This window comes from Hydrogenophaga sp. (assembly GCF_050250835.1).
GTDB lineage: Bacteria > Pseudomonadota > Gammaproteobacteria > Burkholderiales > Burkholderiaceae_C > Hydrogenophaga.
Window position 1 is genome coordinate 355095 of the sequence record NZ_JBFWNX010000002.1, and the last position, 23618, is coordinate 378712.

The 23618-nt window shown below is 65.5% G+C and carries 18 protein-coding genes; 16 read left to right on the plus strand and 2 right to left on the minus strand.

Features of this window, described 5'->3' with window-relative positions:
• Nucleotides 1-103: 103 nt before the first annotated feature.
• The 5 genes from AB7F11_RS04890 (at nucleotide 104) to AB7F11_RS04910 (ending at nucleotide 4317) form a co-directional block, all read left to right on the plus strand.
• Nucleotides 104-1459, plus strand: coding sequence for a L,D-transpeptidase family protein (locus tag AB7F11_RS04890; protein WP_428289683.1), 1356 nt, complete (start codon nucleotides 104-106; stop codon nucleotides 1457-1459).
• A gap of 92 nt (nucleotides 1460-1551) precedes the next feature.
• Nucleotides 1552-2085, plus strand: a complete 534-nt coding sequence (locus AB7F11_RS04895; RefSeq protein WP_428289728.1) for a peptidylprolyl isomerase — start codon at nucleotides 1552-1554, stop codon at nucleotides 2083-2085.
• 1 nt (nucleotide 2086) lies between these two features.
• Nucleotides 2087-2593, plus strand: a complete 507-nt coding sequence (locus tag AB7F11_RS04900) for a peptidylprolyl isomerase (protein WP_428289684.1) — start codon at nucleotides 2087-2089, stop codon at nucleotides 2591-2593.
• A gap of 27 nt (nucleotides 2594-2620) precedes the next feature.
• Nucleotides 2621-3439: a UDP-2,3-diacylglucosamine diphosphatase gene (locus AB7F11_RS04905; protein ID WP_428289685.1), complete on the plus strand. Its 819-nt coding sequence runs from the start codon at nucleotides 2621-2623 to the stop codon at nucleotides 3437-3439.
• A 17-nt stretch (nucleotides 3440-3456) separates the two neighbouring features.
• Nucleotides 3457-4317: a zinc-dependent peptidase gene (locus tag AB7F11_RS04910; protein WP_428289686.1), complete on the plus strand. Its 861-nt coding sequence runs from the start codon at nucleotides 3457-3459 to the stop codon at nucleotides 4315-4317.
• Here the strand turns inward: AB7F11_RS04910 and AB7F11_RS04915 are convergent.
• Both AB7F11_RS04915 and AB7F11_RS04920 read right to left on the minus strand, forming a co-directional pair.
• Complete coding sequence (locus AB7F11_RS04915; RefSeq protein ID WP_428289687.1) at nucleotides 4307-6976, minus strand: DUF349 domain-containing protein; 2670 nt, start codon at nucleotides 6974-6976, stop codon at nucleotides 4307-4309. The genes AB7F11_RS04910 and AB7F11_RS04915 overlap by 11 nt on opposite strands.
• A 100-nt stretch (nucleotides 6977-7076) precedes the next feature.
• Complete coding sequence (locus AB7F11_RS04920) at nucleotides 7077-10715, minus strand: DUF748 domain-containing protein (protein WP_428289688.1); 3639 nt, start codon at nucleotides 10713-10715, stop codon at nucleotides 7077-7079.
• A 651-nt stretch (nucleotides 10716-11366) separates the two neighbouring features.
• Between AB7F11_RS04920 and AB7F11_RS04925 the strand changes: the two genes are divergently transcribed.
• The 11 genes from AB7F11_RS04925 to AB7F11_RS04975 all read left to right on the plus strand — a co-directional run bounded on the left by AB7F11_RS04925 (nucleotide 11367) and on the right by AB7F11_RS04975 (nucleotide 23612).
• The gene (locus tag AB7F11_RS04925) at nucleotides 11367-12266 is read left to right on the plus strand and encodes a transglycosylase SLT domain-containing protein (RefSeq protein ID WP_428289689.1); all 900 of its coding nucleotides are present in this window, start codon (nucleotides 11367-11369) and stop codon (nucleotides 12264-12266) included.
• A 244-nt stretch (nucleotides 12267-12510) separates the two neighbouring features.
• Complete coding sequence (glyA, locus tag AB7F11_RS04930) at nucleotides 12511-13755, plus strand: serine hydroxymethyltransferase (protein WP_428289690.1); 1245 nt, start codon at nucleotides 12511-12513, stop codon at nucleotides 13753-13755.
• Complete coding sequence (gene nrdR, locus AB7F11_RS04935) at nucleotides 13752-14201, plus strand: transcriptional regulator NrdR (protein ID WP_428289691.1); 450 nt, start codon at nucleotides 13752-13754, stop codon at nucleotides 14199-14201. The genes glyA and nrdR overlap by 4 nt, the downstream gene beginning before the upstream one ends.
• A 133-nt stretch (nucleotides 14202-14334) precedes the next feature.
• On the plus strand, nucleotides 14335-14943 hold the full coding sequence (locus AB7F11_RS04940) for a GspH/FimT family pseudopilin (RefSeq protein WP_428289692.1): 609 nt from the start codon (nucleotides 14335-14337) through the stop codon (nucleotides 14941-14943).
• A gap of 8 nt (nucleotides 14944-14951) precedes the next feature.
• Nucleotides 14952-15449: a type IV pilus modification protein PilV gene (gene pilV / locus AB7F11_RS04945; protein ID WP_428289693.1), complete on the plus strand. Its 498-nt coding sequence runs from the start codon at nucleotides 14952-14954 to the stop codon at nucleotides 15447-15449.
• Complete coding sequence (locus AB7F11_RS04950; protein WP_428289694.1) at nucleotides 15446-16492, plus strand: PilW family protein; 1047 nt, start codon at nucleotides 15446-15448, stop codon at nucleotides 16490-16492. Before pilV ends, AB7F11_RS04950 begins: the two co-directional genes overlap by 4 nt.
• Entirely contained in the window at nucleotides 16492-17028 is a 537-nt protein-coding gene (locus AB7F11_RS04955; RefSeq protein ID WP_428289695.1) for a pilus assembly PilX family protein, read from the plus strand. Before AB7F11_RS04950 ends, AB7F11_RS04955 begins: the two co-directional genes overlap by 1 nt.
• A gap of 19 nt (nucleotides 17029-17047) precedes the next feature.
• Nucleotides 17048-21334, plus strand: a complete 4287-nt coding sequence (locus tag AB7F11_RS04960; protein ID WP_428289696.1) for a pilus assembly protein — start codon at nucleotides 17048-17050, stop codon at nucleotides 21332-21334.
• A gap of 26 nt (nucleotides 21335-21360) precedes the next feature.
• Complete coding sequence (locus AB7F11_RS04965; protein ID WP_428289697.1) at nucleotides 21361-21828, plus strand: type IV pilin protein; 468 nt, start codon at nucleotides 21361-21363, stop codon at nucleotides 21826-21828.
• Nucleotides 21828-23015, plus strand: a complete 1188-nt coding sequence (ribD, locus tag AB7F11_RS04970; protein ID WP_428289698.1) for a bifunctional diaminohydroxyphosphoribosylaminopyrimidine deaminase/5-amino-6-(5-phosphoribosylamino)uracil reductase RibD — start codon at nucleotides 21828-21830, stop codon at nucleotides 23013-23015. The genes AB7F11_RS04965 and ribD overlap by 1 nt, the downstream gene beginning before the upstream one ends.
• 36 nt (nucleotides 23016-23051) lie before the next feature.
• Entirely contained in the window at nucleotides 23052-23612 is a 561-nt protein-coding gene (locus AB7F11_RS04975) for a GspH/FimT family pseudopilin (RefSeq protein ID WP_428300725.1), read from the plus strand.
• The last annotated feature ends 6 nt before the right edge of the window (nucleotides 23613-23618 follow it).

The following is a 23618-nucleotide window of genomic DNA, read 5'->3' on the forward strand; positions in this document are numbered from 1 at the left end:
CCGGCGGCTCGCACAACGGGGTCATGCCAGTTTCCCGACCTCCCTGATGGGGCCGGGCATTGGCACCGGATGGCGATCGCCCTGGGGTCGCCTGCTTGCCTTCATGGCTGCGGCCATCTTGTTGGCCGCCATGGCCTCCTACGGCATCAACGACCTGCCTGCCCACAGAGACAGCGAGCTCGCCGCCGCAACGCCGTCCCTCATCGACAACGCCCTGGCGAAACACAGCGATCCCAGCCCTGCACCGGCCGATTCGTTGCGCGCCGGGCTGTTGCCGGTGCGCCTGACCGAGGACCGCCTGAAGCAAGCGCGTCCTCTGATGGGCCAAGCCGAGGCGAGGCTGATCGAGGTCTACCAGCTCATTGGCCAGGCCAGGCATCGCCAGGCGTTGGCACAGGTGGAAGCGCTGGTGCGCGACCACCCCAACTTCCAGTTGGCGCAACTGGTCCACGGCGACCTTCTCAGCCTTCAGGCCCGGCCGGTGCGTCGACTCGGCGATGTGCCCGACACGCAGGCCATGGCCGCCTCGAAGCAACTCGCCACGCTGCGGGAGGAATCCAGCCGCCGGCTGCGAGCGCTCACCGAGCGCCCGCCCGAAGGCAGCGTGCCCAGCCAGTTTCTTCACTTGTCTGCACAGAACCGGCACGCGATCGCGGTCGATGCATCGCGATCGCGCCTCTACCTGTTCGAGAACCTCAACGCCACGCAGCCATCGGAGCATGCAGGCGGCGCGCCTCGGCTCAAGCTGCTGGGTGACTTCTACATTTCCGTTGGCCTCTCAGGCATCGAAAAGTCCATCGAGGGCGACAAGCGCACCCCGATCGGGGTCTACTTCATCACCAGCACGCTCAACCCGGACAAGCTGCCTGACCTGTACGGCGTGGGAGCGTTGCCAATCAACTACCCCAATCCGCTGGACGTGCAACGCGGCAAGACCGGCAGCGGCATCTGGCTGCACGGCACGCCGAGCGAGCAGTTTGCGCGCGCGCCGCTGGCCTCCGATGGCTGTGTGGTGCTGTCCAACCCGGATCTGGAGCGCGTGCTGGCCACGGTGCGGATCCGCACCACGCCGGTGGTGATCGCGCCCGAGCTGCAATGGGTCGAGCCCGCGGCCCTGTCCAGCGAACGCGACCAGTTTGAATCCGCGCTCGAAGCCTGGCGCAGTGCCCGAAGCGGGGGTGATCTTGCCGGCCTCAAAGGGTTTTACTCCGGGCGTTTCAGTACGCAGGGGCGCGATCTGGCCCAATGGTGGCCTCGCGTGGAGAGTGAACTTCGCTCCAGCGGCGCACGTGAGCTGCAGCTCAAGGACGTGTCCATGCTGCGCTGGCGCGACCAGAACGACACCATGGTCGTCACCTTTGGCGAGGTGGCCGCTGGCCAGACCCGCGGCGTCACCAAGCGCCAGTACTGGACACGCGAACACGACCGCTGGACCATCTTTTTCGAAGGAAGCATCTGATGAACGATTCCGCGATCCAACGTGAGTACACCCCAGGACTCACCCGTCGCCGAGCGGGCGCGATCGTCGTGGCCGTCGTGGCCAGCGCGGCCATGTGCTTGCCGCAGACCGCATCGGCCCAGGCGGCAGCTGCCCCCAAGGTCCGCCTGAGCACCTCGATGGGCGACATCGTGGTCGAACTCAACCCCGGCAAGGCCCCCAGAACGGTCGAGAACTTTCTTCAGTACGTGCGCGACAAGCACTACGACGGCACGGTCTTCCACCGCGTCATGAGCGATTTCATGATCCAGGGCGGCGGCTTCTCCCCCGACCTGCAACAAAAGCCGACGAAGGCCCCGATTCCGCTCGAAGCCGGCAATGGACTGAAGAACGATCGCGGCGCCATTGCCATGGCGCGCACGCCCAACCCCAACTCGGCCACGTCCCAGTTCTTCATCAACGTGGTGGACAACCCCAACCTGAATGCCCCCAAGCCCGACGGCTACGGCTATGCCGTCTTCGGCAAGGTCGTCTCGGGTCTTGACGTCGTGGACAAGATCCGCGCCTCCCCCGTCGGCGATCAGGGCATGCACCAGAACGTGCCCACGAAACCCATCACCATCCTCAAAGCCACCCTGGAGAAATAACATGGCCCATCCACAAGTCGAACTGCACATCGCCGGTCACGGCGTCATCACCCTGGAGCTCGACGCCGAGAAAGCCCCCCAGTCCACCGCGAACTTCCTCGCCTATGTGGCCAAAGGGCACTACGACAACACCGTGTTCCATCGCGTGATTCCCGGCTTCATGGTGCAGGGCGGCGGCTTCGAGCCGGGCATGAACCAGAAGCCCACCGACAAGCCGATCGCCAACGAAGCCAACAATGGCCTGAAGAACGAAACCTACACCGTGGCCATGGCACGCACCAGCGATCCGCACTCCGCCACCGCGCAGTTCTTCATCAACGTCGCCAACAACGGCTTTCTCAACCACACCGCCCCCAGCGCGCAGGGCTGGGGTTACGCGGTGTTCGGCAAGGTGGTCTCCGGCACCGAGATCGTCAAGAAGATCGAAGGCCTGCCCACGGGCCGCAAGGGTTTCCACGACGACGTGCCCAAGGACGACGTGGTGATCGAAAAAGCCGTCGCGCTCTGATCGCCGGGGCCCAAGCCCCTGCCCTCCATGATCGACACCCCCCTCGACCGCTTTGCCGAGCTGATCGCACCCGCGAGCTGGCAAGCGGTCGATTTCATTTCCGATCTGCACCTCCAAAGCAGCGAGCCCGAAACCTTCGCCACGTTCCAGCGCTACCTGGACATGCCATCGTATGAGCCGGCCGACGCGCTGTTCATCCTGGGTGATCTGTTCGAGGTGTGGGTGGGCGATGACGTGCTGGACGCCGCAACGCCCGCCACCGATGAGCACCGCTTCCAGCGCGGCTGCGCAGCTGCCCTGCAGGCCCACGGTCAGCACACGCCTGTGTTTTTTCTGCACGGCAACCGCGACTTCCTGCTGGGTCAGCAGGCCATGAACGCCTGCGGCATGCAGGGCCTGGCTGATCCCACCGTGCTGATGTTCCAGAACCAGCGCTGGCTCCTCAGCCACGGCGACGCGCTCTGCCTGGACGACACCGACTACATGCGCTTTCGTGCGCAGGTGCGGCAAACGACGTGGCAACTCGAATTCCTGGCCCAGCCGCTGGATCGACGCGAGGCCATTGCGCGAGAACTGCGCGCTCAAAGCGAGGCACGCAAACGGCTCACCGGACACGACCCGAGCCTGTGGGCCGATGTGGACGCCGCGGCCGCACGCGACTGGCTGGAGCAGGCGCAGGCCAGCACCCTGATTCACGGCCACACGCACCGGCCCACCCAGATCCATCTGGGCGATGGATGTCAGCGCGTGGTGCTCAGTGACTGGGACGCCACCGCCACGCCTCCCCGCGCCGAGGTGTTGCGACTCAACGCAAGTGGCTTGCAACGCCTGCCGCTGATTCGCTGAACGGACGGACGTCGCGCATGATGGGCTTCGTCCAACGCTGGCTGCCGCGCAAGCTGCGCCGACCCACGCCGGTGCCCGATGAACTGTGGCGACGTACGCTGGCAGAGCACCCATTCCTCAACGAGCTGACGGCTCCCGCGCAGGAACGCCTTCGCCTGCTGTGCGCGCACTTCCTGATGGAGAAGGAGTTCCACGGCGCCAACGGGCTGTCGGTGTCTGACGCCATGGCGCTGGCGATCGCGGCCCAGGCTTGCCTGCCGCTGCTGCACATGCACGGCGTCTCCGGCGAGCCGGCGCGTGACCCACGCGACCTGCTGGACTGGTATGGCGACTTCGTAGGCATCGTCGTGCAGCCCTGTGCCGTGGTGGCGCGACGCAGGACGACCGACAGCGCGGGCGTGGTTCACCACTACGACGAGGTGCTTGCGGGCGAAGCCATGGATCGAGGTCCCCTGATGCTGAGCTGGGAAGACGTGTCACATGCCGGCGAGCGGGCACGCCATGGACACAACGTCGTGATCCACGAGTTCGCCCACAAGATGGACATGCTGGGTATGCGGCTGGGCGACTCGCCCGATGGCGCGCCGCCCCTGCCCACGGGTTTCATGGGCACGCGCCAGAGCGCGAGGGCCCAGGCCATCTGGCACGAGACCATGCAAGGTGCCTACGATCGCTTTCGCGAAGCGGTCTTGATGGCCGAGCGTTTCGGCGGCGAAGTGCCATGGCTCGATGACTACGCGGCCAAAGACCCTGCCGAATTCTTCGCAGTGACCTGCGAAGCCTACTTCGTCAACCGCGAGCGCTTCGCCCTGGAATTTCCCGAACTCGTGCCGTTGTACGACGGCTTCTTTCGCGCCGCGACAGACATCAACGCTTGAGGAGCGCCTTCAGCGCGTTCTGAAGCCGGCGCGCGACGGACGCATCGAAGGGTGAAGCGAGCACGGTGGCAACGTCTTCCACCCAGGTGTCGGCCGGTGCAGCGGCGTGGCGGCGTGTGAGCAGCTGCAGTTGCAGCATCCGGCGCTCACTCAGGTGCTCGGCCGGCGTGGGCACCTCAGCCGCCATTTCCAGGCGCAACAGCGTCTCACTGCCCAGCGGCGTGACCGGCCTGGCCAGAGCCGCCACCCAGGCCGCACGGCTCGGGCCATTCACCCGAGCGCCCAGCGCCTGCGCGGTCGGCAGTTGTTCGGCATCGCGCTGTTCCCACGAAGTCATGAGCTGGGTGATCACCTCGCCATGAGCCTGTGCAGCAAGCTTGCGCAGGCTGGTCTGCGCCGCTTCCAGTGCCTGGCGTTGCGCGCGGAACGCCGCGTCGCCCAGACGCGGCCCTCGGGGTTCGCGTTCCTCGCGCCAGGGTGCGGCTGGGCCGCGCGCATCGCGCGGTCCGCCTCGACCATCAGGCCGGCCACCGGGTTTGCCGTCGCGGCGCGCATCGCGGCCTGCCGGCTCGGCCTTTTTCATACCAGGGCGGTCGTCGCCCCGCATCGCCACCAGCTTTTTAGGCGGTGCGGCGGGAACTGGCGCCGGTGCTGCCGCTTCGGTGGCTGGTTCGTCGGTGGTTGCTGCATCGGACACCGCTTCAGCGGCTTCCGGCTTGTGTTTCACGGCCGGGGCCGGTGTCTCGCGCTGCGCACTCAAGGCTGCTTCGAGTGCGGCCATGGCGGCACGAATCTGCTGCGCATCACCTCCAGCACTGGCGTTCTCCAGGGCACGCGAAGCGTCGAGCACACGCTGATCGTGCGCGCTGAGCGCGCTGACGGCCTTTTCGCGCTCGGTGCTCTTGCGGGCAAACGCTTCGTCGATGGGCTGGCGAAACGCCTCCCAGAGCTTTTGCTCGTGCTTTCGCTCCAGCGGCACAGCGTGGGCCTCGGCCTGCCAGCGTTGCTGCAAGGCCTTGACCGCGTCGATGCGCAACGTGGGCGCGGCACCAAGCTGAGTGGCCTCTTCGATCAGGGCCTTGCGCCGTGCCGTGCTCTCGGCCTGCGCTGCTTCCAGACGTGCATGCGCCGTGTGCATGGCTTCTTTCCAAACCGGCTGGATGTCGGCAAATGCCTTCTCGCTCAGGTGGCCAGCCTCGCGCCAGCGTTCGGAAAATCCATGCAGCTCTCGCACCTGGGCTTTCCAGTCGGTGTTCTCTGCGTGCGCCGCCGTCCAGGCGCGCAGCTCTTCAATGATGGACAGGCGCTGCGCTTTGTGCGCCTCGCTCTGCTGGCGCACTTGCACCAGCCAGGCTTCAACCACCTTGTGCGCCTCAGTGCAGGCTTCGTCGAAACGCCTCCACAGCGCGTGGTTGGGCTGGCCGCCCTGGTCGGTGGTTTTCCATTGTTCGCGCAGGGCGCGCAGGGTTTCCTGCATCTTGCGCCCGCCCAGTCGCTGGCCTTCCGGTGCCTGCAACAAGGCTTCTGCCTTGGCCACGAGTTCCTCGCGCAATTGGTCGGCGCGCCAGCGCTGCCAGCCTTCGAGTTCGCCGGCCTGGGCCAGGGCCGCATTGGCTCGTCCCTCCAGTGCCACGCCGACCAGACGTCCGTGGCTCTTGAGCAGCCCGCGCACATCGGCGGCGGCCTTGGGCGTGGCCTTGCCATGGCCTTCTGCGAGCTCCCGTTCCAGCACAACCAGGGCGGCGTCGAGTTCGGCGACTGCCCGGGCGCGCCGCTCCTGCTGCGCCTGCGAGTCCTGTGCGTTTTTCTCTGCGGTGGCCGATGTTTCCTGTCCGCGCGCAGCGCGCAATTCGTCCGCCCAGACGGGAACAGCGGGCAACGGCGCCTGCGGGTTGGCATCGGCAGCCACGGTCTGCGCAAGCGCAGCGTCAAAAGCGTCCCAGACCAGCTGGAGCTGTTGGCGCGAGGCGTCGAGCATCGGCGGGAACTTCACGTCCACGCTGGCCCACTGGGGGTCCAGCATCAGCGCACTGGCCTGTTGCTGCCACTGATCGACGTCGGCGCGCAAGGTTTCGGCGATCTGCTGGGCATCGCGCCAGGGCTTGGTGGAGAGCACCTCGATGCGCTGTGCAATCAGCACGGCGGCCTCGCGTTCGACCTGCACACGGTGTTGCAGGTCTTCAATGGCTTTCACGCGCTCTGCCAGCGATTGCTTGAGCGTGGCCAGTGGTTCGCGCGAGAGCGGTGCACCGGCGCGAGCGGCGTCCCGCTGCCAGGCCAGCGCGTCGGCCAGATTCAGGCGGGGCTGGTCGATCATTGCCTGCGCCTTCTGCGCCCATTCCACCGACATCTGCTCTTGCGATTTCTGGCGCTTGAGTTCGTCGAGCTTTTCCTTCAGTGGCTTGGCCGCGCCCCGGTCGCGGTGCGAGAGCTCCTTGAATACCTCGTTCATCTGGTCCAACGCGGGGTCGGTGGCCAGCCAGGTGCGGATGCGCGCTGCGCGCTCTCCGGACGTGGGTGCGGAGAAGGCACCGCCGGTCACGGCGTCCAGCGGGTGTGAGGCGTTGGCGCCGGTGGACTTGGGTGAGGGGGGCGTGTTCACGGCGGGTTCGGAAACGTTGGACGAAGACGGGGCTTTGCGCAAGGAAAACAGCGACATGGAGAGGAGGACTCGATCGATTCGCGGCCGGCGCCACGGCGGCGCGACCAGCACGTATTGTCACCGCAGTTGGCGCGCGGACTTGCCTGCGCCTGCGGGTTCAGCGCGGGGCCAGCCGAAGCTCTGCCTGTGGGCGCCAGTTCTCGCCCTGCCGCGTGAGCTGGGGAGCGCCGAGAAACAGCCGATCCTCCGGCAGTTCGCGGCTGGCCAGGTAGTCCTTGACAGCCACCGCGCGCGCCACGGCCAGGTCTCGCAAGGCATCGGGCGTGACTGGCACGGCCGCCATCAGCAGGGCCTCCATTTCGGCCTGTGGAATGTCCTTGGCGATGCCGATCACGTTTCGCGGCTTCGGGATGTCGGCGCGCCGGTACACCTCTTTGAGGAGCGCGGGGTATTCCTCGGGCGAGACCACAAGGCCCTTGGTCGGCGGGGTGCCGGTTCTGGCCAGTGCGCGCCGCTTTTCGGCCAGCACCTGCTGGTCCAGCCGAGCGCGCTGGTAGCCGGCGCGCTCGGTCTCCAGATCGGCATGCCCCACCACGGTGACCTGCAGGGCCGGCCGGTTCGCCAGCGCCTTGGCCACGGCGTCCAGCCGTTCGCGCCCGGTGGCATCCAGCGCCTGACCGCCCTCGGAAAATGCCACCTGGCTCATCTCTGGGCCGCCGCCAAAAGCGCTGGCAATGAGCGAAAACGGCGCAGTGATGGCCTTGCCGATGAGGTTGAAGATCAGCCGGAAAATCAGCGGCCCGAGTCGGAACTGAGGGTCGTTGAGCGAACCGCTGACCGGCAGGTTGATGTCGATCACGCCGTTGCGATCGGCCAGCAAGGCCACCGCCAGCTTCACCGGCAGGTTGGGCGCCTCGCTGCCAGCCACCCGGTCACCAAAGCTGAGTTGGTTCAGGATGATCTGGTTGCTCGCCGTCAGTTGCCCGTTGGGCTCGATCTTGTAGGCTACGTCCACGCTGAGCTTGCCGCGTTCGATGCCATGCCCCGCGTACTTCACGCTGTAGGGCGAGAGCGGCGGTAGCTCCAGATTGCGCACCTTGCCGCGGATGTCCAGAGCCAGAGGCTTGGCCAACGGATTGAGCTTGCCGTCGATCTCCAGTGCAGCCGTGCCTTCGGCGCGTCCGCGCAGCGTGAGATCACCGAGCTGGGGCGCACCGCCGGACGCTTGAACACTGGAGAACGCGCTGAGTCCGCCAGTGAGCTCGCTCAGGTTGGCGGAGTAGTTGGGTTTGATGAAGCGGTCCGAGAACAGCACGCGGCCATTGACCAGGCTGACCGGGCCAAAGCGCACATCGGCCGTCGGCTCCGCAGCTGCTGCTGCTGCAACGGGCGCAGATGCGGATGCGGCAGGCGCCGACGCGGCCACGGTCGCCTCGCCTTGCGCCGGCTTGACGAGGCCTTGCAGGTTGATGCGGCCGGCCTCGTCAATGATGATGCGAGCGAAGTAGTCGCTGAGCACCGTCTCCTCCACCACCAGACGGGTGACCTGCCCCGGCACCACGGAGAGGTCGAGGCCTCGCACCTGCAGCGATTTCCATGCCAGCAGATCTTCGGCTGGCGAGAGCGTGTTGGCCCGGAAGTCGTCCAGGGAAGCCTGGCCCGCCAGCGACAGGCGCAGGCCCGCGGCAGGCAATGCCGCCTCCAGCGAACCCCGGTAACTGGCGTCTGCACGCAGCAGTTCAAGGTTGAGGCGGTCGCCGAAGTAAGGTTCGAGTTCGTGCAGAGGCAGGCCATCGGCCTGCACTTTCGCCTTGAGCCGCAGGCCTTTGGCAGCGCCGGGCAGGCGCAGGCTGCCCGCCATGCTCAGCTTGCCTGGCTCACCCCGCGCGGCCTGCGCCGGGCCCAGCCGAAGCTGCAACGACAGGGGCATGTCGGGCGGATTGCTCGCCAGGGGCTGGAGGTTCTTCAACTGCAGCTTGAGCTGGCTCACCGCCACGTTCACCGGGCGAACCGTCCCACGATCGTCCAGTGTCACGCTGCCACCGTCGAGTTCCACGTCGGCCAGGGTGACCTGCCAGGGCGCGGACGGGGAGGAAGCTTCGGCACGCGCAACGGGCGGCGATGATTTCAACCAGTCCTGCGCCTGCCACCGGCCGCCCTGATCTCGCAGCACACTGGCCTGCAAGCGGTTTGCGAGCAGCTTGCCCACCGTGGCGGTGTGAGCGGCCAGATCCAGCCGCACATCCCGCATCTGCAAGGCACCCAGGCTGGCCAGCGGACGTCTGGCCGGGCCCAGCCGCAGGGCGTCCACCTGAAGGGTCGGAACGTCGATCGCCAAGGCCATGGGTTGGCCCCCTTGCCCTGCACGCCACTGCAGCGCCAGGTTTGCGCGCAGCCGTCCGTCAAGTTCGGGGACCAGCACTTCAGCCAGATACGGGGCCAGCGTGTTCAAGGGCAGCTCACCCAGCACCAGTTCGGCGCGGGCTTCGCTGGCGGTGGCGCTGCCCTTCAGGCTGAAGGGCGTGTCGCCCAGCACGGCGCTGGCTTCGAAGGGTGCCGATGCATCCATGGGCCAGCGCACGTTTTGGGCCTGCACTTTCAATGCGGTCACCGCCAGATCGGCCGCCGGCCGCACCGACGCGTCTTTCCAGGGCACGGTGCCACCCTCAAGCAGCACCCTGGCCACGCTCACCCGCCAGGGCGCAGCAGGCGGCGCCGCCTCGGCCGGGGAGGACGCCGGCGATCCCAGCGCGGCCAGCGCAGCACTCATGCGCGCCAGATTCAGGCGCCCCTGCTGGTCGCGCGCCAGCTCCAGGCGCGGCGCCAGAAGCTCCACCGAAGCGAGGTCGGCCACGCGTGCGAAGGGCTCCAGGCGGTTGATGTCCAGTTGCAGCCGCTCCCACGACAACAGCGCGGCATCTGGCGACGTTCCCATGCGCTCGACGACTTGCAGGCCCGACAGCGCGACCTTGCCCGACAGCGCGAGTCGGGGCTGCGCCTGCTGTTCGAAGTCGAGCCTGAGCGCCAGATGCAATGTGCCGGCCCGGGGCTGCATGGGCCACACCGCTGGCCAATACGGCAGATAGGGCGACAGGTCCAGCGCGGGAATGTCCACCTGCGCCACCGTCTCGCGCGTCTGGGCGAAAGGCGTGGTGCTGGCGCGCGAATCGAACGCGCTGCCATTGAGCACGAAAGCCAGGCGCGGTTCGGTCACCACCTCCTGCCGGGAAGGCAGGTTGCTGAGGAATGGCACGCCCAGGTTAAATTGCGTGAGGTGGTGGGTGGTACCCGTGCCGTCGTCGGCCAAGGTGAGCTCTCCGCCTGCGACATCTATATTGAAGAGCGCGAAGTGGCTGGGCTCAGAAGCCGGCGCGTTGTCGCTCGGGCTCAGCCGCTGCAGGATGTCGTCCACGTCGTAGCGGCCTTGTCCCAGGTGCCGCAGCGTCAACCGGGGCTGCTCAAGCGTGAGCGCGGAAATCACCGGCGCCAGGCGGACGAGGGACTGAAGCTCTGCATTGGCATACAGGCGGGCCAACGAAAACTGGGCACTGTTCCCCGAGGCGTCAGCCACCCGGAGCCCTTCGAGGGTCAGGCCGAGCGACCAGGGCCGGAACTCGATGCGCTCAACGGTCACCGCCCGACCCAGAAGATCCGAAGCCTGTTTCTGCAGCTGCCACTTCAGCAGCGGTGGCACGGCAAGCCAGGTCACCGCCCACAGCAGCAGCAACGCTCCCAGTGCGATGAACGATCTCCTCAGCCAGGGCTTGCTGCTCAAAGGACGGGTCAGGGCGTTCATCGGGCGAAGGAAAGCAATGCGATGGCACGAGTGTCGCCGAAGCACCACCCTTGCAGAACACCCCAAAAAGAAACCCCGGCAGACGGAGCCTGCCGGGGTTGACGGCGGGCGAAATGCTCTTGCCGTCGATTTTGGCGGTGGGAGTTGGATGTCCCTCCAGCCTGGAAGCAACAGATTGCTCCCGTTGGTTGCCGACTTGCGGATCCCCGCGTTGCCGACTTGAGCCTGTCATCGAACAGGCCGTCACAGATTACTCGCCTTGTTCGAGGGGATCAAGACACCTGGGGCCTTGCGTTCATGCAGATTTTCAATCACGCGGCAAAACGCCATACGGACGGGTCGAAATGGCGTTTTGGAACATGAAAGGCGGCTGCCAGCCGACAAACGGTCGTTACCAGGCCACCACCCGGCAAGCCCTGTGTTCACTGGAGTCTCCGCTAGCGAACTCCGCTTGTTTACGTTTTCTCACACTTGTTCATAACCAGTGGTTGTTAAAAATTGATTCAAAAACATTGACCGGGTATTTATAAGCACCTACGATCCGCTCGCTTGCCCGTCCAGGGTTAACCCGCACCGCTGCCAGAAAGGCTAACTCGACCACCGCCCCGCGAGGCCATCGGTCGATGGCGACCCCATCCAAGGAGCGATCACATGACCGCGAACAACGCATCGCCACACCAGAGCACCTCAGGTGCCGTGGCATCCCTGAGGACCGCCCTGCGCGACACCTACCAGGGCTTCTTTGACATCACGCACAACGGGCTTGCCCTCCTGGGCACCCTGCTGGCCGTGGCCCTGATCACCCTGAGCGCACGCGCTGACCTGCGCCAGAGCGCCGAACAACAATTGCTGGGCTGGCTGCTGGAACGCCAGGAGGCGCTGGCAGAAGACTCGGTCTATGCCGCAGAACCCAGCGCCGTTGACCGTGTGACCGCTGCCCTGCCCGCCGCTCTGCCCAAAGAGCAGGCCAATGTGGCCTTCTGGCTCAGCCGCAAATACCGCGTCGCAGCCGAACCGCTGGGCGCACTGGTCGCCGAGGCCTACGAAATCGGCGCCAAGGCCAACCTGGATCCCACCTTGATCCTGGCAGTGATGGCGATCGAGTCGCGCTTCAATCCGTTTGCGCAAAGCCCGGTAGGCGCGCAGGGCCTGATGCAGGTGCTCACCCGGGTCCACACGGAAAAATACGAGGACTTCGGCGGTCACCTCGCGGCGTTCGACCCGATGTCCAACCTTCGCGTGGGTGTTCGCGTGCTGCAGGACTGCATCAAACGCGCAGGCTCAGTCGAAGGTGGCCTGCGCCTGTATGTGGGCGCGGTCAGCACCGACGGCAGCTGGTACATCAACAAGGTGATGGCCGAACACCTTCGCATCCTGAGCGTGGCCAAGGGCAAACCGGTCCCGCGCTTTGTTCCGCAAGCCCGCCCGATCCCTGTGGTGGCCCCCGCCGCGCCGCCCGTGGTGACCTTGCCCGCGAAGCCGGGCACCGAGCTGGAAGCCGAAGGCCCGGCCCAGCCACCCATGCCCACGGGCAGCCTGACGCGCTCCTGAGCGAGCCGGCGTTCTGGCGGGCTCGGCTAAACTAACCGGGTACGCAACTGGCGATAGGCGCGCATCCCCGACCCACCGAGGCCGGGGGCTGCCGCTGACGTGGCCCCCCTGACCCCATCGCTCCGGTGGGCGCTGGGACAACCACTGGGAAGCGTACCGCCGGGATCGCGATGGTTCTGGTGTTCAGCCGTTCGCCTGGGCAGCCCTTGCCTTTGTGCAAGGTTTCATGTCTTGAAGGACTGCCATGTACGACCGCCAACACCTGATCGAGCAAACCGATCCCGAAATCTTTGCCGCCATCCAGTCGGAGAACGCGCGCCAGGAACACCACATCGAGCTGATTGCCAGCGAGAACTACGCTTCGCCGGCCGTGATGGCCGCGCAGGGCACCCAGCTCACCAACAAATACGCCGAAGGCTACCCAGGCAAGCGCTACTACGGCGGCTGCGAGTACGTGGACATCGCCGAGCAACTGGCGATTGACCGCGTCAAGCAGATCTTCGGCGCCGAAGCCGCCAACGTGCAACCCCACTGTGGCGCCTCGGCCAACGAGGCGGTGTTCCTGGCTTTTCTCAAGCCGGGCGACACCATCATGGGGATGAGCCTGGCCGAAGGCGGCCACCTCACCCACGGCATGGCACTCAATATGAGCGGCAAGTGGTTCAACGTGGTGTCCTACGGCCTGAACGAACAGGAAGCCATTGACTACGACGCCATGGAGCGCAAGGCGCACGAAACCAGGCCCAAGCTCATCATCGCCGGAGCTTCGGCCTACAGCCTGCGCATCGACTTTGAACGCTTTGCCAAGGTGGCGAAAGACGTGGGCGCCATCTTCATGGTGGACATGGCGCACTACGCCGGCCTGATTGCCGCTGGCATCTACCCCAACCCGGTGCCACATGCCGACGTGGTGACCTCCACCACCCACAAGAGCCTGCGCGGCCCGCGCGGCGGCATCATCCTGATGAAGGCGCAGCACGAGAAGGCGATCAACAGCGCCATTTTTCCGGGCCTGCAGGGCGGCCCCCTGATGCATGTGATCGCCGCCAAGGCGGTGGCCTTCAAGGAAGCGCTGGCGCCCGAATTCAAGGCCTACCAGCAACAAGTGTTGACAAATGCGCGCATCGTCGCCGAAACGCTGGTCTCTCGCGGTCTTCGCATCGTCAGCGGACGCACGGAAAGCCACGTGATGCTGGTGGACCTGCGCGCCAAAGGCATCACCGGCAAGGAAGCCGAAGCCGTTCTGGGCAGCGCGCACATGACGATCAACAAGAACGCCATTCCGAACGACCCGGAAAAGCCCATGGTGACCAGCGGCGTGCGCATCGGCACCCCGGCCCTGACCACACGAGGCTTCAAGGACGAAGAGGCGCGCCTGACCGCCCACCTGATCGCGGACGTCCTGGACAACCCGCGCGACCCTGCCAACATTGACGCCGTCCGCGCCAAAGTCAACGCTCTCACGGCTCGCTTTCCCGTGTACCGATGAAATGCCCCTTCTGCGGTCATCTGGAAACCCAGGTCGTGGAGACCCGGGTTTCCGAGGACGCGGATTTCATCCGGCGCCGGCGCCAATGCGGACATTGCGAAAAACGGTTCACCACCTACGAGCGCCCCGAGGTGAGCTTCCCGGCGGTGGTGAAGAAGGACGGCCGGCGGGTCGACTACGTACCGGCCAAATTGCGCGCCTCATTCGCACTGGCGCTGCGCAAACGCCCAGTGAGCACCGAACAGGTGGACGCAGCCATCGAGCGCATCGAGGAAAAGCTGCTCAACCTGGGCGCGCGCGAGGTACCTGCCACGCGCCTGGGTGAAATGGTGATGCGCGAACTGAAAAAGCTGGACAAGGTGGCTTACATCCGCTTTGCCAGTGTTTACCGCAGTTTCGAAGACATCGACGAATTCCGCGCTCTGGTGGACGAGGTCAAGCGCTAGCCAGGGCCCGTTCGCCCCGTCCGGCACCTCACATTTCGTGACGTCCGGTACGGCCTTGACCGTCCATCCTCTCCAGACGGCACTTCGGCGTCTGTGCAGCGCCAGCGGGTGGCCCCCCGCCCACAATTCGGCCGTGAAACATTCATTTACCTATTGGCCTGGGCGCATGCGCGGCCCGCAGGCGGGCTTCACGCTGATCGAGCTTATGGTCGGCGTGGCGATCATGGCCGTGCTGCTGATGGTGGGGGTGCCCAGTTTCCAGTCGGCAGTGGCTTCCAGCCGTTTGACCACCAGCACCAATGACATGGTCAGCGCGCTGGCGCTGGCCCGAACCGAGGCCATCCGCCGCGGCACGCGGGTGACGGTGTGCAAGAGCACCAACGGCACCGGCTGCACCACTGCCGGCAACTGGGCACAGGGGTGGATCATCTTCATCGACACCACCCGGTCTTCGGCGGACGCAACCGTCGACACCGGCGAAGCGATCCTTGCCAGCAACGCCGCCGCCAGTGGCAACATTGTCATGGCGGGCTCCTCAGGCGTGCCGAATTTCGTGTCGTTCGCCTCCGACGGGCAGGCCAAGCTGATGAATGGCGCCTCGCAGGCAGGCGTCTTGCGGGTATGCAGCACCGCAGCCGCGCTGGCCGACACACGCCGCGCCCGCGACATCGCCATCACTGCGTCCGGGCGCGTCACCACCACCACGCCCGCCTCCGTCGCCGCCACCTGCCCAGCATCATGAGGAATTGCATGCGCCCTGCCCGCACCATCCGATCCTGCCCCGGCGGCGTTCAACGCCAGCGCGGTGTGGGCCTGATTGAAATCCTGGTGGCCGTGCTCATCCTGGCACTGGGCCTTCTGGGCATGGCTGGCCTGCAGGCCAACGCGCTCAAGACCAACCAGAGCAGTTATGCGCGCGGCCAGGCCGTGATGTTGAGCTACTACATTCTCGATGCGATGCGCGCCGATCGTGCGGCAGCCGTTTCCCTGGCCTACAACACGGGCGCGGTGAGTGCAGGCGTCATCGCGCCAATCTGCAGTCCGCTGGCGATCACCGGCGCCACCCTGTCCGACAACAACCGCAGGGATTGGGTTCAGAGCCTGCGAACGAGCCTGGGAAATGAAGACACCACCTGCGGCGCCATCAACTGCGATGTCACGGGCTTGTGCACCATCCAGATCACCTGGGACGACAGCCGGGCCGGCGGCCTGGGCGCCCAACGCTTTGAAACCACGAGCCGTCTATGAGCCGCACCCCCATCTACTCAAAGGCCGGCACCCGCTCGGCGCGCACGCGCCAGGCGGGTTTCAGCATTGTCGAGCTGATGGTCGCGCTGGTGCTGGGCTTGCTGCTCATTGGCGGAGTGATCAACATCTTCATGACGAACCAGCAGACCTTCCGCACCAACGAAAACCTGGGCCGGCTGCAGGAAAACGCCCGCATTTCGTTCGAGCTGATGGCGCGGGAAGTGCGACAAGCCGGTGGCAACCTGTGTGGCGCCAGCCTGATGGCCAACGTGCTCAACAACGCTGGCACGGCATGGACGTCCAATTGGAACGCGGGAGTGCTCCAGGGATTTGACGACGCGCAGGCCGCCACCGGTATCGTGGCCACCGGCACGGCGGTCGGTGAGCGCGTGGCCAACACCGATGCCGTGCGCGTGCTCAGCGGCGGCATGTTCGACGGCGTGACCATCACCGCGCACGATGCAGGCACCGCGCAGATCACGCTGAACACCATCAGCCACGGCTTCGGCACCAACAACATCGTCGTGATCTGCGACGGGCAGTCGGCCGCGCTGGCCAAACTGACCAGCGCCACGTCGGGCACGTCCGCCGTGGTGGCGCACGACGACGGCGCCGGTGTCAATGACAACTGCAGCGAAGGCCTGGGCTATCCGACCGATTGTTCGAGCGAGACCGGCAATTCCCGCGCTTTCCAGCCGGGCGGATTTGTCACGCTCATGACCGCGAGCGGCTGGTACGTCGGCAACAACGCGCGGGGTGGTCGCTCGCTCTTCCGCGTCAATGCCGCCGGTACCGAGGAAATTGCCGAAGGCGTGCGCGACATGCAACTGGACTACCTGCTGCGCAACAGCGCGACCGGCGCACTCGACTCCAACTGGGTCACCGCAGCAGCCATCACCGACTGGACCACGGCGGCTGCCGCACAGGTGGTGGCGGTGCGCCTGAGGCTGACGCTGGAAACGCAGACTGCCGTGGGCACCAACCAGCAACCGGTGGAACGCCAGCTCATCCATGTCGTGAATCTGCGCAACAGGCCTGTCTGATGAACACTCCCCGCCGCCCCCGTTCCCGCCACACCGCATTGCCCCGCCGCCAGGCGGGCGTGGCGTTGGTCGTCGCACTGATCCTGCTGGTGATCATGACCCTGGTGGGCCTGAGCGCGCTGCGCACGGTGACACTGGAAGAAAAGATGACGGCGCAGACCTTCGACCGCAGCCTCTCTTTCCAGGCGGCTGAAGCTGCATTGCGCGAAGCAGAAACACTGGTGGAGACCACCGTGCCCACGCCAGCCGCACTGGCAGCCTGCGTGGCAGGCGTCTGTGGCGCGCCCGACAGCAGCGCCACCGTGCGCTGGGCCGACTCGGGTTTCACAGGATGGCAGAACGCCACCGCCGTGGCCAACGGTCCCATCAGCATCACGCCGCAATACATCGTGGAATACCTGGGCAACACATTTCCCTGCCAGCCGGGCACGCCTTCTGCTGGTACCGACTGCAAGCGCTACCGCATCACCGCACGAAGCAACGCCGGCAACGACCGGGCGGCGGTGATGCTGCAGTCGATCTTTGCAGCCGAATGATTTTCCTCGGAGTCTCGCCATGAAAAGTCTGTCACACCTGAACACCGCGCTGAAAATCGTCGCCATCACGGCCATCGTGTCGGCCACGCTCAGCGTGCAAGCGCTGACCTGGCCGACCAAGCCACTCGGGGCAACCATCAGCGCCAAGCCCATGACCATGCTGGTGGCGGGACGAGACCACAAGTTCTTCTACGAGGCCTACAACGACGCCAGCGACGTAGACGGTGACGGCACGCTCGACACACGCTTCAAGCCCTCCATCACCTACTACGGCCTGTTCGACTCCACGCTGTGCTACGCCTACAGCGGCAGCGGCCTCACCGGCCTGTACAGCCCGGGCGCCACGGCCGACAGCCTGGGCCGCTGCTCGGCGAGCACCACGCATCGGTGGTCTGGCAACTGGCTCAACTATGTCACCACCAGCCGCATCGACGCGTTGCGCAAGGTCCTCTACGGCGGCTTCCGCGAGGTGGATTCGACGACGGAGACCATCTTGCGCCGCGCCTACATTCCACAGGATGCGCACAGCTGGGCCAAGGAATACCACAGCCAGGCCACCGATGGCTACCTGATCAGCGACTACACGCCGCTGGCCCAACCCACGGCCACCAACCGCCGCCACTTCTTCGGTAACCTGACCGCGAACCGGACTGTCAACTGCAGCACGCTCGACACTTGCAGCAACATGGCGCCGCTGCTGCGCCTGCGCACCAATGTGGGCGACGACCGCCGTGTTTGGGAATGGGCCTCCAAGGAGCGCCCCGTGCTGCACAACACCTTGTCCTCGGGCAGCTTCCCGAGCGGCACCGATGCAGAAGTGAACCACACCGTGCGCGTGCTCGTGTGTACCGCCACCTACAACAAGGACTGCAAGCTGTACCCCAACGGCCAGTACAAACCGGTCGGCCTGCTGCACGACTATGGTGAAAACGATTCGATGCTGTTCGGCCTGCTGACCGGGAGCTACGACAACCACATGTCGGGCGGGCGCCTGCGCAAGGTGGTGTCCTCGTTCTCCAACGAGGTGGCCAGCAACACCGGCATTTTCGATGCGAACGCTCGCATCGTGAACACCTTCAACCGCCTGCGCATCCGCGGCTTCAACCAGAGCAGCAATTCCGACGAATACTGGAAGTCAAGCCCCTACACGGACTCGGCCAAGGCGGCGACGGAAGGCCAGCTGGTGGACTGGGGCAACCCGATCGGCGAGATGCTGTACGAGGCCACGCGTTACTTTGCAGGCAAGAAGTCTGCCACCGCAGCCTTCAACACCTCGACCACTTTCGACACCCAGGTGGGCCTGAGCAGCGTGACCTGGGACGATCCGTACGAGAACACCAGTGCGGCCAAGGCGTCCTTCTGCTCGCGCGCCAACTTCCTGACCATCTCCGACATCAACCCCTCGTTCGACTCAAACTCGATTCCAGGCACCCACTTCAACACCTTCACAGGGGACATCACAGGCCTGGACGTGAAGGTGCTTGGCGACACCATGACCGCCGTGGAATCGAACATCACGGGTCAGCGCTTCATCGGTCAGTCGGGCACGGGCACCGGCTCATACGACGCGGCGCCCACGCCCAAGAGCGTGACTTCGCTGGGCACCATTCGCGGCCTGGCGCCGGAAGAGCCCACCAAGCAAGGCAGCTACTACTCCGCTGCCATGTCCTACTATGCCAAGACCACCGACTTGCGCTCGACGCTGCAAGGCAAGCAATCGGTTGACAACTACGTGGTGGCGCTGAGTTCGCCACTTCCGCGCATCGAAGCCAAGCTGCCCAACGGCAAGGTCATCAACCTCGTGCCGTTCTCCAAGTCGGTGGGTGGCTCCGGCATCTCCGCCACCAAAGGCAACTACCAGCCCACCAACCAGATCGTCGATTTCTACGTTGAACAGATCGCAAACTCGGGCGCGGCGGATGCCGATGCCAGCATCAACGGCGGACGCTACTACGCACGCTTCCAGATCAACTTCGAAGACGTGGAGCAAGGCGGCGACCACGACATGGATGCCATCTCCGAGTACACCGTGCTGGCCAATGCCGACAACACACTCTCGGTCACCGTGCGCCCCACCTACCAGGCCGGTGGCATCTACCAGAACATGGGCTACGTCATCTCTGGCAGCACCCAGGACGGCGTCTATCTCGTCGCCCGTGACGAAACCGGATCTGGCTCCTACTTCCTGAACGTGCCGGCTGGTCGCACACCAGGCTACTGCGACGTGACCACGCCGCCGGCCGATTGCGCCACGCTACCCAGCGTGGGCGCAGCGGGCAACACCTTTGTCTTCACACCCAACACGGGCACAGGCGGGGCCACGCTGCTGCGAGATCCCCTTTGGTACGCGGCCAAGTGGGGTGGCTTCGTGGACCGCAACAACAGCAATACACCGGACCTGCCATTGGAATGGGACACCAACAGCGATGGCGTTCCTGACACCTACTTCCTGGTGCAAAACCCACTCAAGCTGCGCGAAGCGCTCAAGAAGGCTTTCGACAACATCATCGAAAAGAGCGGCAGTGGCGGCAACATCATTGCCAACAGCACGGTGCTCTCCACCGATTCGCTGGTCTATCAGGCCACGTTCAACAGCACGAGGTGGTCGGGCGATCTCTCGGCCTATCCCGTCACCGACGCGGGTGTGGGCGCGATCGCGTCCTGGAAGGCCGCCGACCACATTCCTGCCCATGGATCTCGCAAGATCACCTACTGGTCAGACGCGACGGGGCCTGAGAAGGGCAAGCTGTTTACCTGGGCGAACCTCTCGGACCCCGCGGAACGCGCGCACTTCAACAACAGCGAGCCGCTGGTGAACTACTTGCGCGGCGCGCGCACGTTGGAGATCCAGAACGGCGGCACGCTGCGCGACCGTTCGGTCAACACCGTGCTGGGCGACATTTCCCATTCTTCCCCGGCCTATGTCAAGGACACCGAGACGGTGTACGTGGGTGCCAACGACGGCATGCTTCATGCCTTCAACGCCAAGACTGGCGTGGAACTGTTTGCGCACATTCCGAGCAGCATGCTGTCGCGCCTGAAAAACATGGCCTCTCCGGCCTACAACGACCAACACGAATACTTTGTCGATGGTGATATTGCGGTGTCTGCGCGTACCCCGCTGATCACCAACAACTACCTCGTCGCCACGTTGGGCCGCGGCGGCAAGGGCCTGTTCGGCCTGGACGTGACCGACCCCGCCAACTTTGCGCCGTCCAATGTGCTCTGGGAGTACTTTTCCACGAGCGATCCCGACCTGGGCCACATGCTGGGCCGCCCTGTGCTGGCCACCATGAACGACGGCCAGCGCGTGGTCATTGTGGGCAACGGCTACAACAGCACCGACCAGAAGGCGGTTCTGTACATCTTCAATCTCGTCACTGGCGCGCTGGTGAAGAAGATCGACACCGGCGCGGGCAGCGACAACGGGCTGGCCACCCCAGGCCTGTTCGACAGCAACAACGACGGCCGCGTCGACTACATCTACGCGGGCGACCTGCACGGCAACGTCTGGAAGTTTGATGTGTCTGGCAACACCGTGGCGAGCTGGGTCACGGCCAATGGCGGCCTGCCGATGTTCCAGGCCCGGGATGCGATCAACCAGCCACAGCCGATCACCGCGCCGATGCGCATCACCCGCAACGACGCATCCGGCGACGTCAATTTCGGCCAGCGCTTCGTCCATTTCGGCACCGGCGCCTACTTCCGTACGGGCGACCCGAGCTCGACGGCCATCCAGACCTGGTACGGCCTGATCGACAAGGACACCACCATCAATGGCCGCACCAACCTGGTTTCGCGCGCGGTGCAGGCGTCTGGCACCTTCGACGGCAAACCGGTGCGCTCCTTTGCGACCGCCGCCGCGGGAGACATGGCGGGCAAGTCCGGTTTCTACCTCGATTGGCCCATTCCACCCTCGCCCGCCACGGCAGAGCGGGTGGTCACGGCGTCCAACATCTTCCGCCTGGCCGAGCCCACCCTGCTGGTGAGCTCGATCATCCCGGTGGTGGACGACTGCACACCAGGCGGCAACGGCTACCTGAACGCCATCAACCCGTACACTGGCGGCCGCCTGACCAAACCCTTCTTCGATGTCAACGACAATGGTCAGTTCGTCGACGACCTGCTGGGCGGCGCGTACATTGGCTCGATCGACCTTGGCGTGGGCATGCCGGGCGAGGCGATCCTGGTGGGCAACCGCCTTGCAGTCGGCGGCTCCAAAGGGACGGTGGAAGACATCCGCGTCAACACCGGCGCCATTCCGATCAAGGGCCGCCTGACCTGGCGCGAAATCATCCGGGACTGACCCTCCCCCTCACTGGATTCAAGCTCATGAAGACCCGTCACCCAGCCCTTGCGGCACCGCATTCGACACAGCGCGGCTTCACGCTGGTCGAGTTGATGATCGTGGTCGCCATCGTCGGTATCCTCACGGCCATCGCCTATCCCAGCTACGTCAGCCACATGCAGAAGACCCGGCGAGCCACGGCCGCGGGTTGTGTGATGGAGCTGGCGCAGTGGGTGGAGCGCAACTACACCACCTGCCTGGCCTACAACCGCACGGGCGCGGGATGTGCCACCACACTGACATCGGCCGAACTGCCCAACCTGACCTGTCGCACCGACCTCGCAGGCATCTACACGTTCGGCTTCTCAGCCAATCCATCCGCCACCGCCTACGTCCTGCAGGCCGTGCCCGGAGCCCCGCAGGCTGGTGATACTGCCTGCGCCACCCTGACACTGAACCAGGCCGGCGCAAAAGGCGCCACAGGCACGACGCCGGCCGGCTGCTGGAGGTGATGGCGCCTGCGTTGACGGCCAACGGCGCCATGGCCCGGGCGCTGGATCTGGCCCGACTGTCCCTTCGCCTGTCCAATCCCAATCCGCGCGTGGGCTGTGTGCTGGTCGGTGCGGACGGCCGGGTGATCGGAGAAGGACATACACAACAAGCGGGCGGCCCACATGCCGAGGTGATGGCCTTGCGCGACGCCCAGGCTCGTGGCGAAACCACGCAGGGCGCCACCGCGTTCGTCACGCTGGAGCCCTGCTCGCACCACGGCCGCACCCCGCCCTGCTGCGAAGCCCTGATGGCAGCCCGCGTCGGCCAGGTGGTGGTCGCGATCGCCGACCCCAACCCGCTGGTAGCGGGCCAGGGCGTTCAACGGCTTCGCTCGGCTGGCATCGGGGTCGAACTCCTGGCAGACGACGACCCTGCAGCGGTGGCTTCACGCGAACTCAACATCGGCTTCTTCAGCCGCATGACGCGTGGTCAGCCCTGGGTGCGGATGAAGATGGCCTCCTCCCTTGATGGCACCACCGCCCTGGAGAACGGCGCGAGCCAATGGATCACCGGTGAGGCCGCCCGAACCGACGGCCATGCCTGGCGGGCCAGAGCTTGCGCGGTGCTTACCGGTGTGGGAACGGTGCTGGAAGACAACCCACGGCTGGACGTGCGCCTGGTCGACACACCGCGCCAACCGCACCTGATCGTGGTCGACAGCCGTCTCAAGACACCCCCCTCCGCCCGGCTGTTCGCCCCTCCTGGCAATGGCCAGCGGCGCCAGATCTGGATTTACCACGCCAGCCAGGACGCCACGGCCATCGGCGCACTCGAAGCCCAGGGCGCCACGCTGCTGGCGATGCCTGGCGCCCATGGAAAGGTCGAACTTGCCGACATGCTGCGCGATCTGGGTCGCCGCGAGGTCAATGAACTGCACCTGGAAGCCGGGAGCAAGCTCAACGGGTCTTTCCTGCGCGAGGGCCTGGTCGATGAGGTGCTGATCTACCTCGCACCCTGTCTGCTCGGCCATGGCGCCCGAATGGCAGACTTCGGCCCGCTGCAGCACTTGCAGGAGGCCACCCGGCTGGAGATGACCGACACCCGGATGCTCGACGGCGACCTGCGCGTCCTGGCCCGTGTGCCAGGGGGCTTGCCGCAACCACCCGCGCCCACCAGAGGCCCCGACGCCCCGAGGCCGAAAGAATAATTCTTTAGTCTTCCTTTTGCTGTTACAGTGCCGCCCATGAAAAATGTGCGGCCCCCCTTGCAAGCTCCCGGCCGGCACGCCCGTGGCTTCACCCTGGTCGAAATCCTGGTGGCGTTGGGGCTGTTCGCGGTGATCGTCGCCTTTGCAGCGCCGAGCTTTGCCAACATGGCACGCCGCCACCGGGTGGACGCCTTCAAAGACAGCCTCATCGGCACGATCCAGCTGGCCAGGACGGAAGCAATCCGCCTGGGCGAGCCGGTGGTGCTGCGCCGCGTGGAACCCTGTCCCGAAGCCACCTCCAGGGGCGACTGGCGCTGTGGCTGGCTCATGTTCGCCGATCCCAACGGCAACCAGGCCCTCGATCAGAACGAATCCCTGCTTCAGACCTCACCCATCCCTGTCGACACCGTGTTGCGCAAGGCAGGCGCGGTGAACCCGGTTGCGGTCGCCATCGACCGCTTCGGTCAGGTCACTCAAGCCGGCACTCGACTGGAGATCTATCCGGCGGGTAAAGGCTACTCGGCCGTCGATGGCGTGCTGATCTGCTTTCCTGCTGGCAGCCGCATCCGCACCGTCAGGGCTGCAGCGAAATGCTGAGGACCA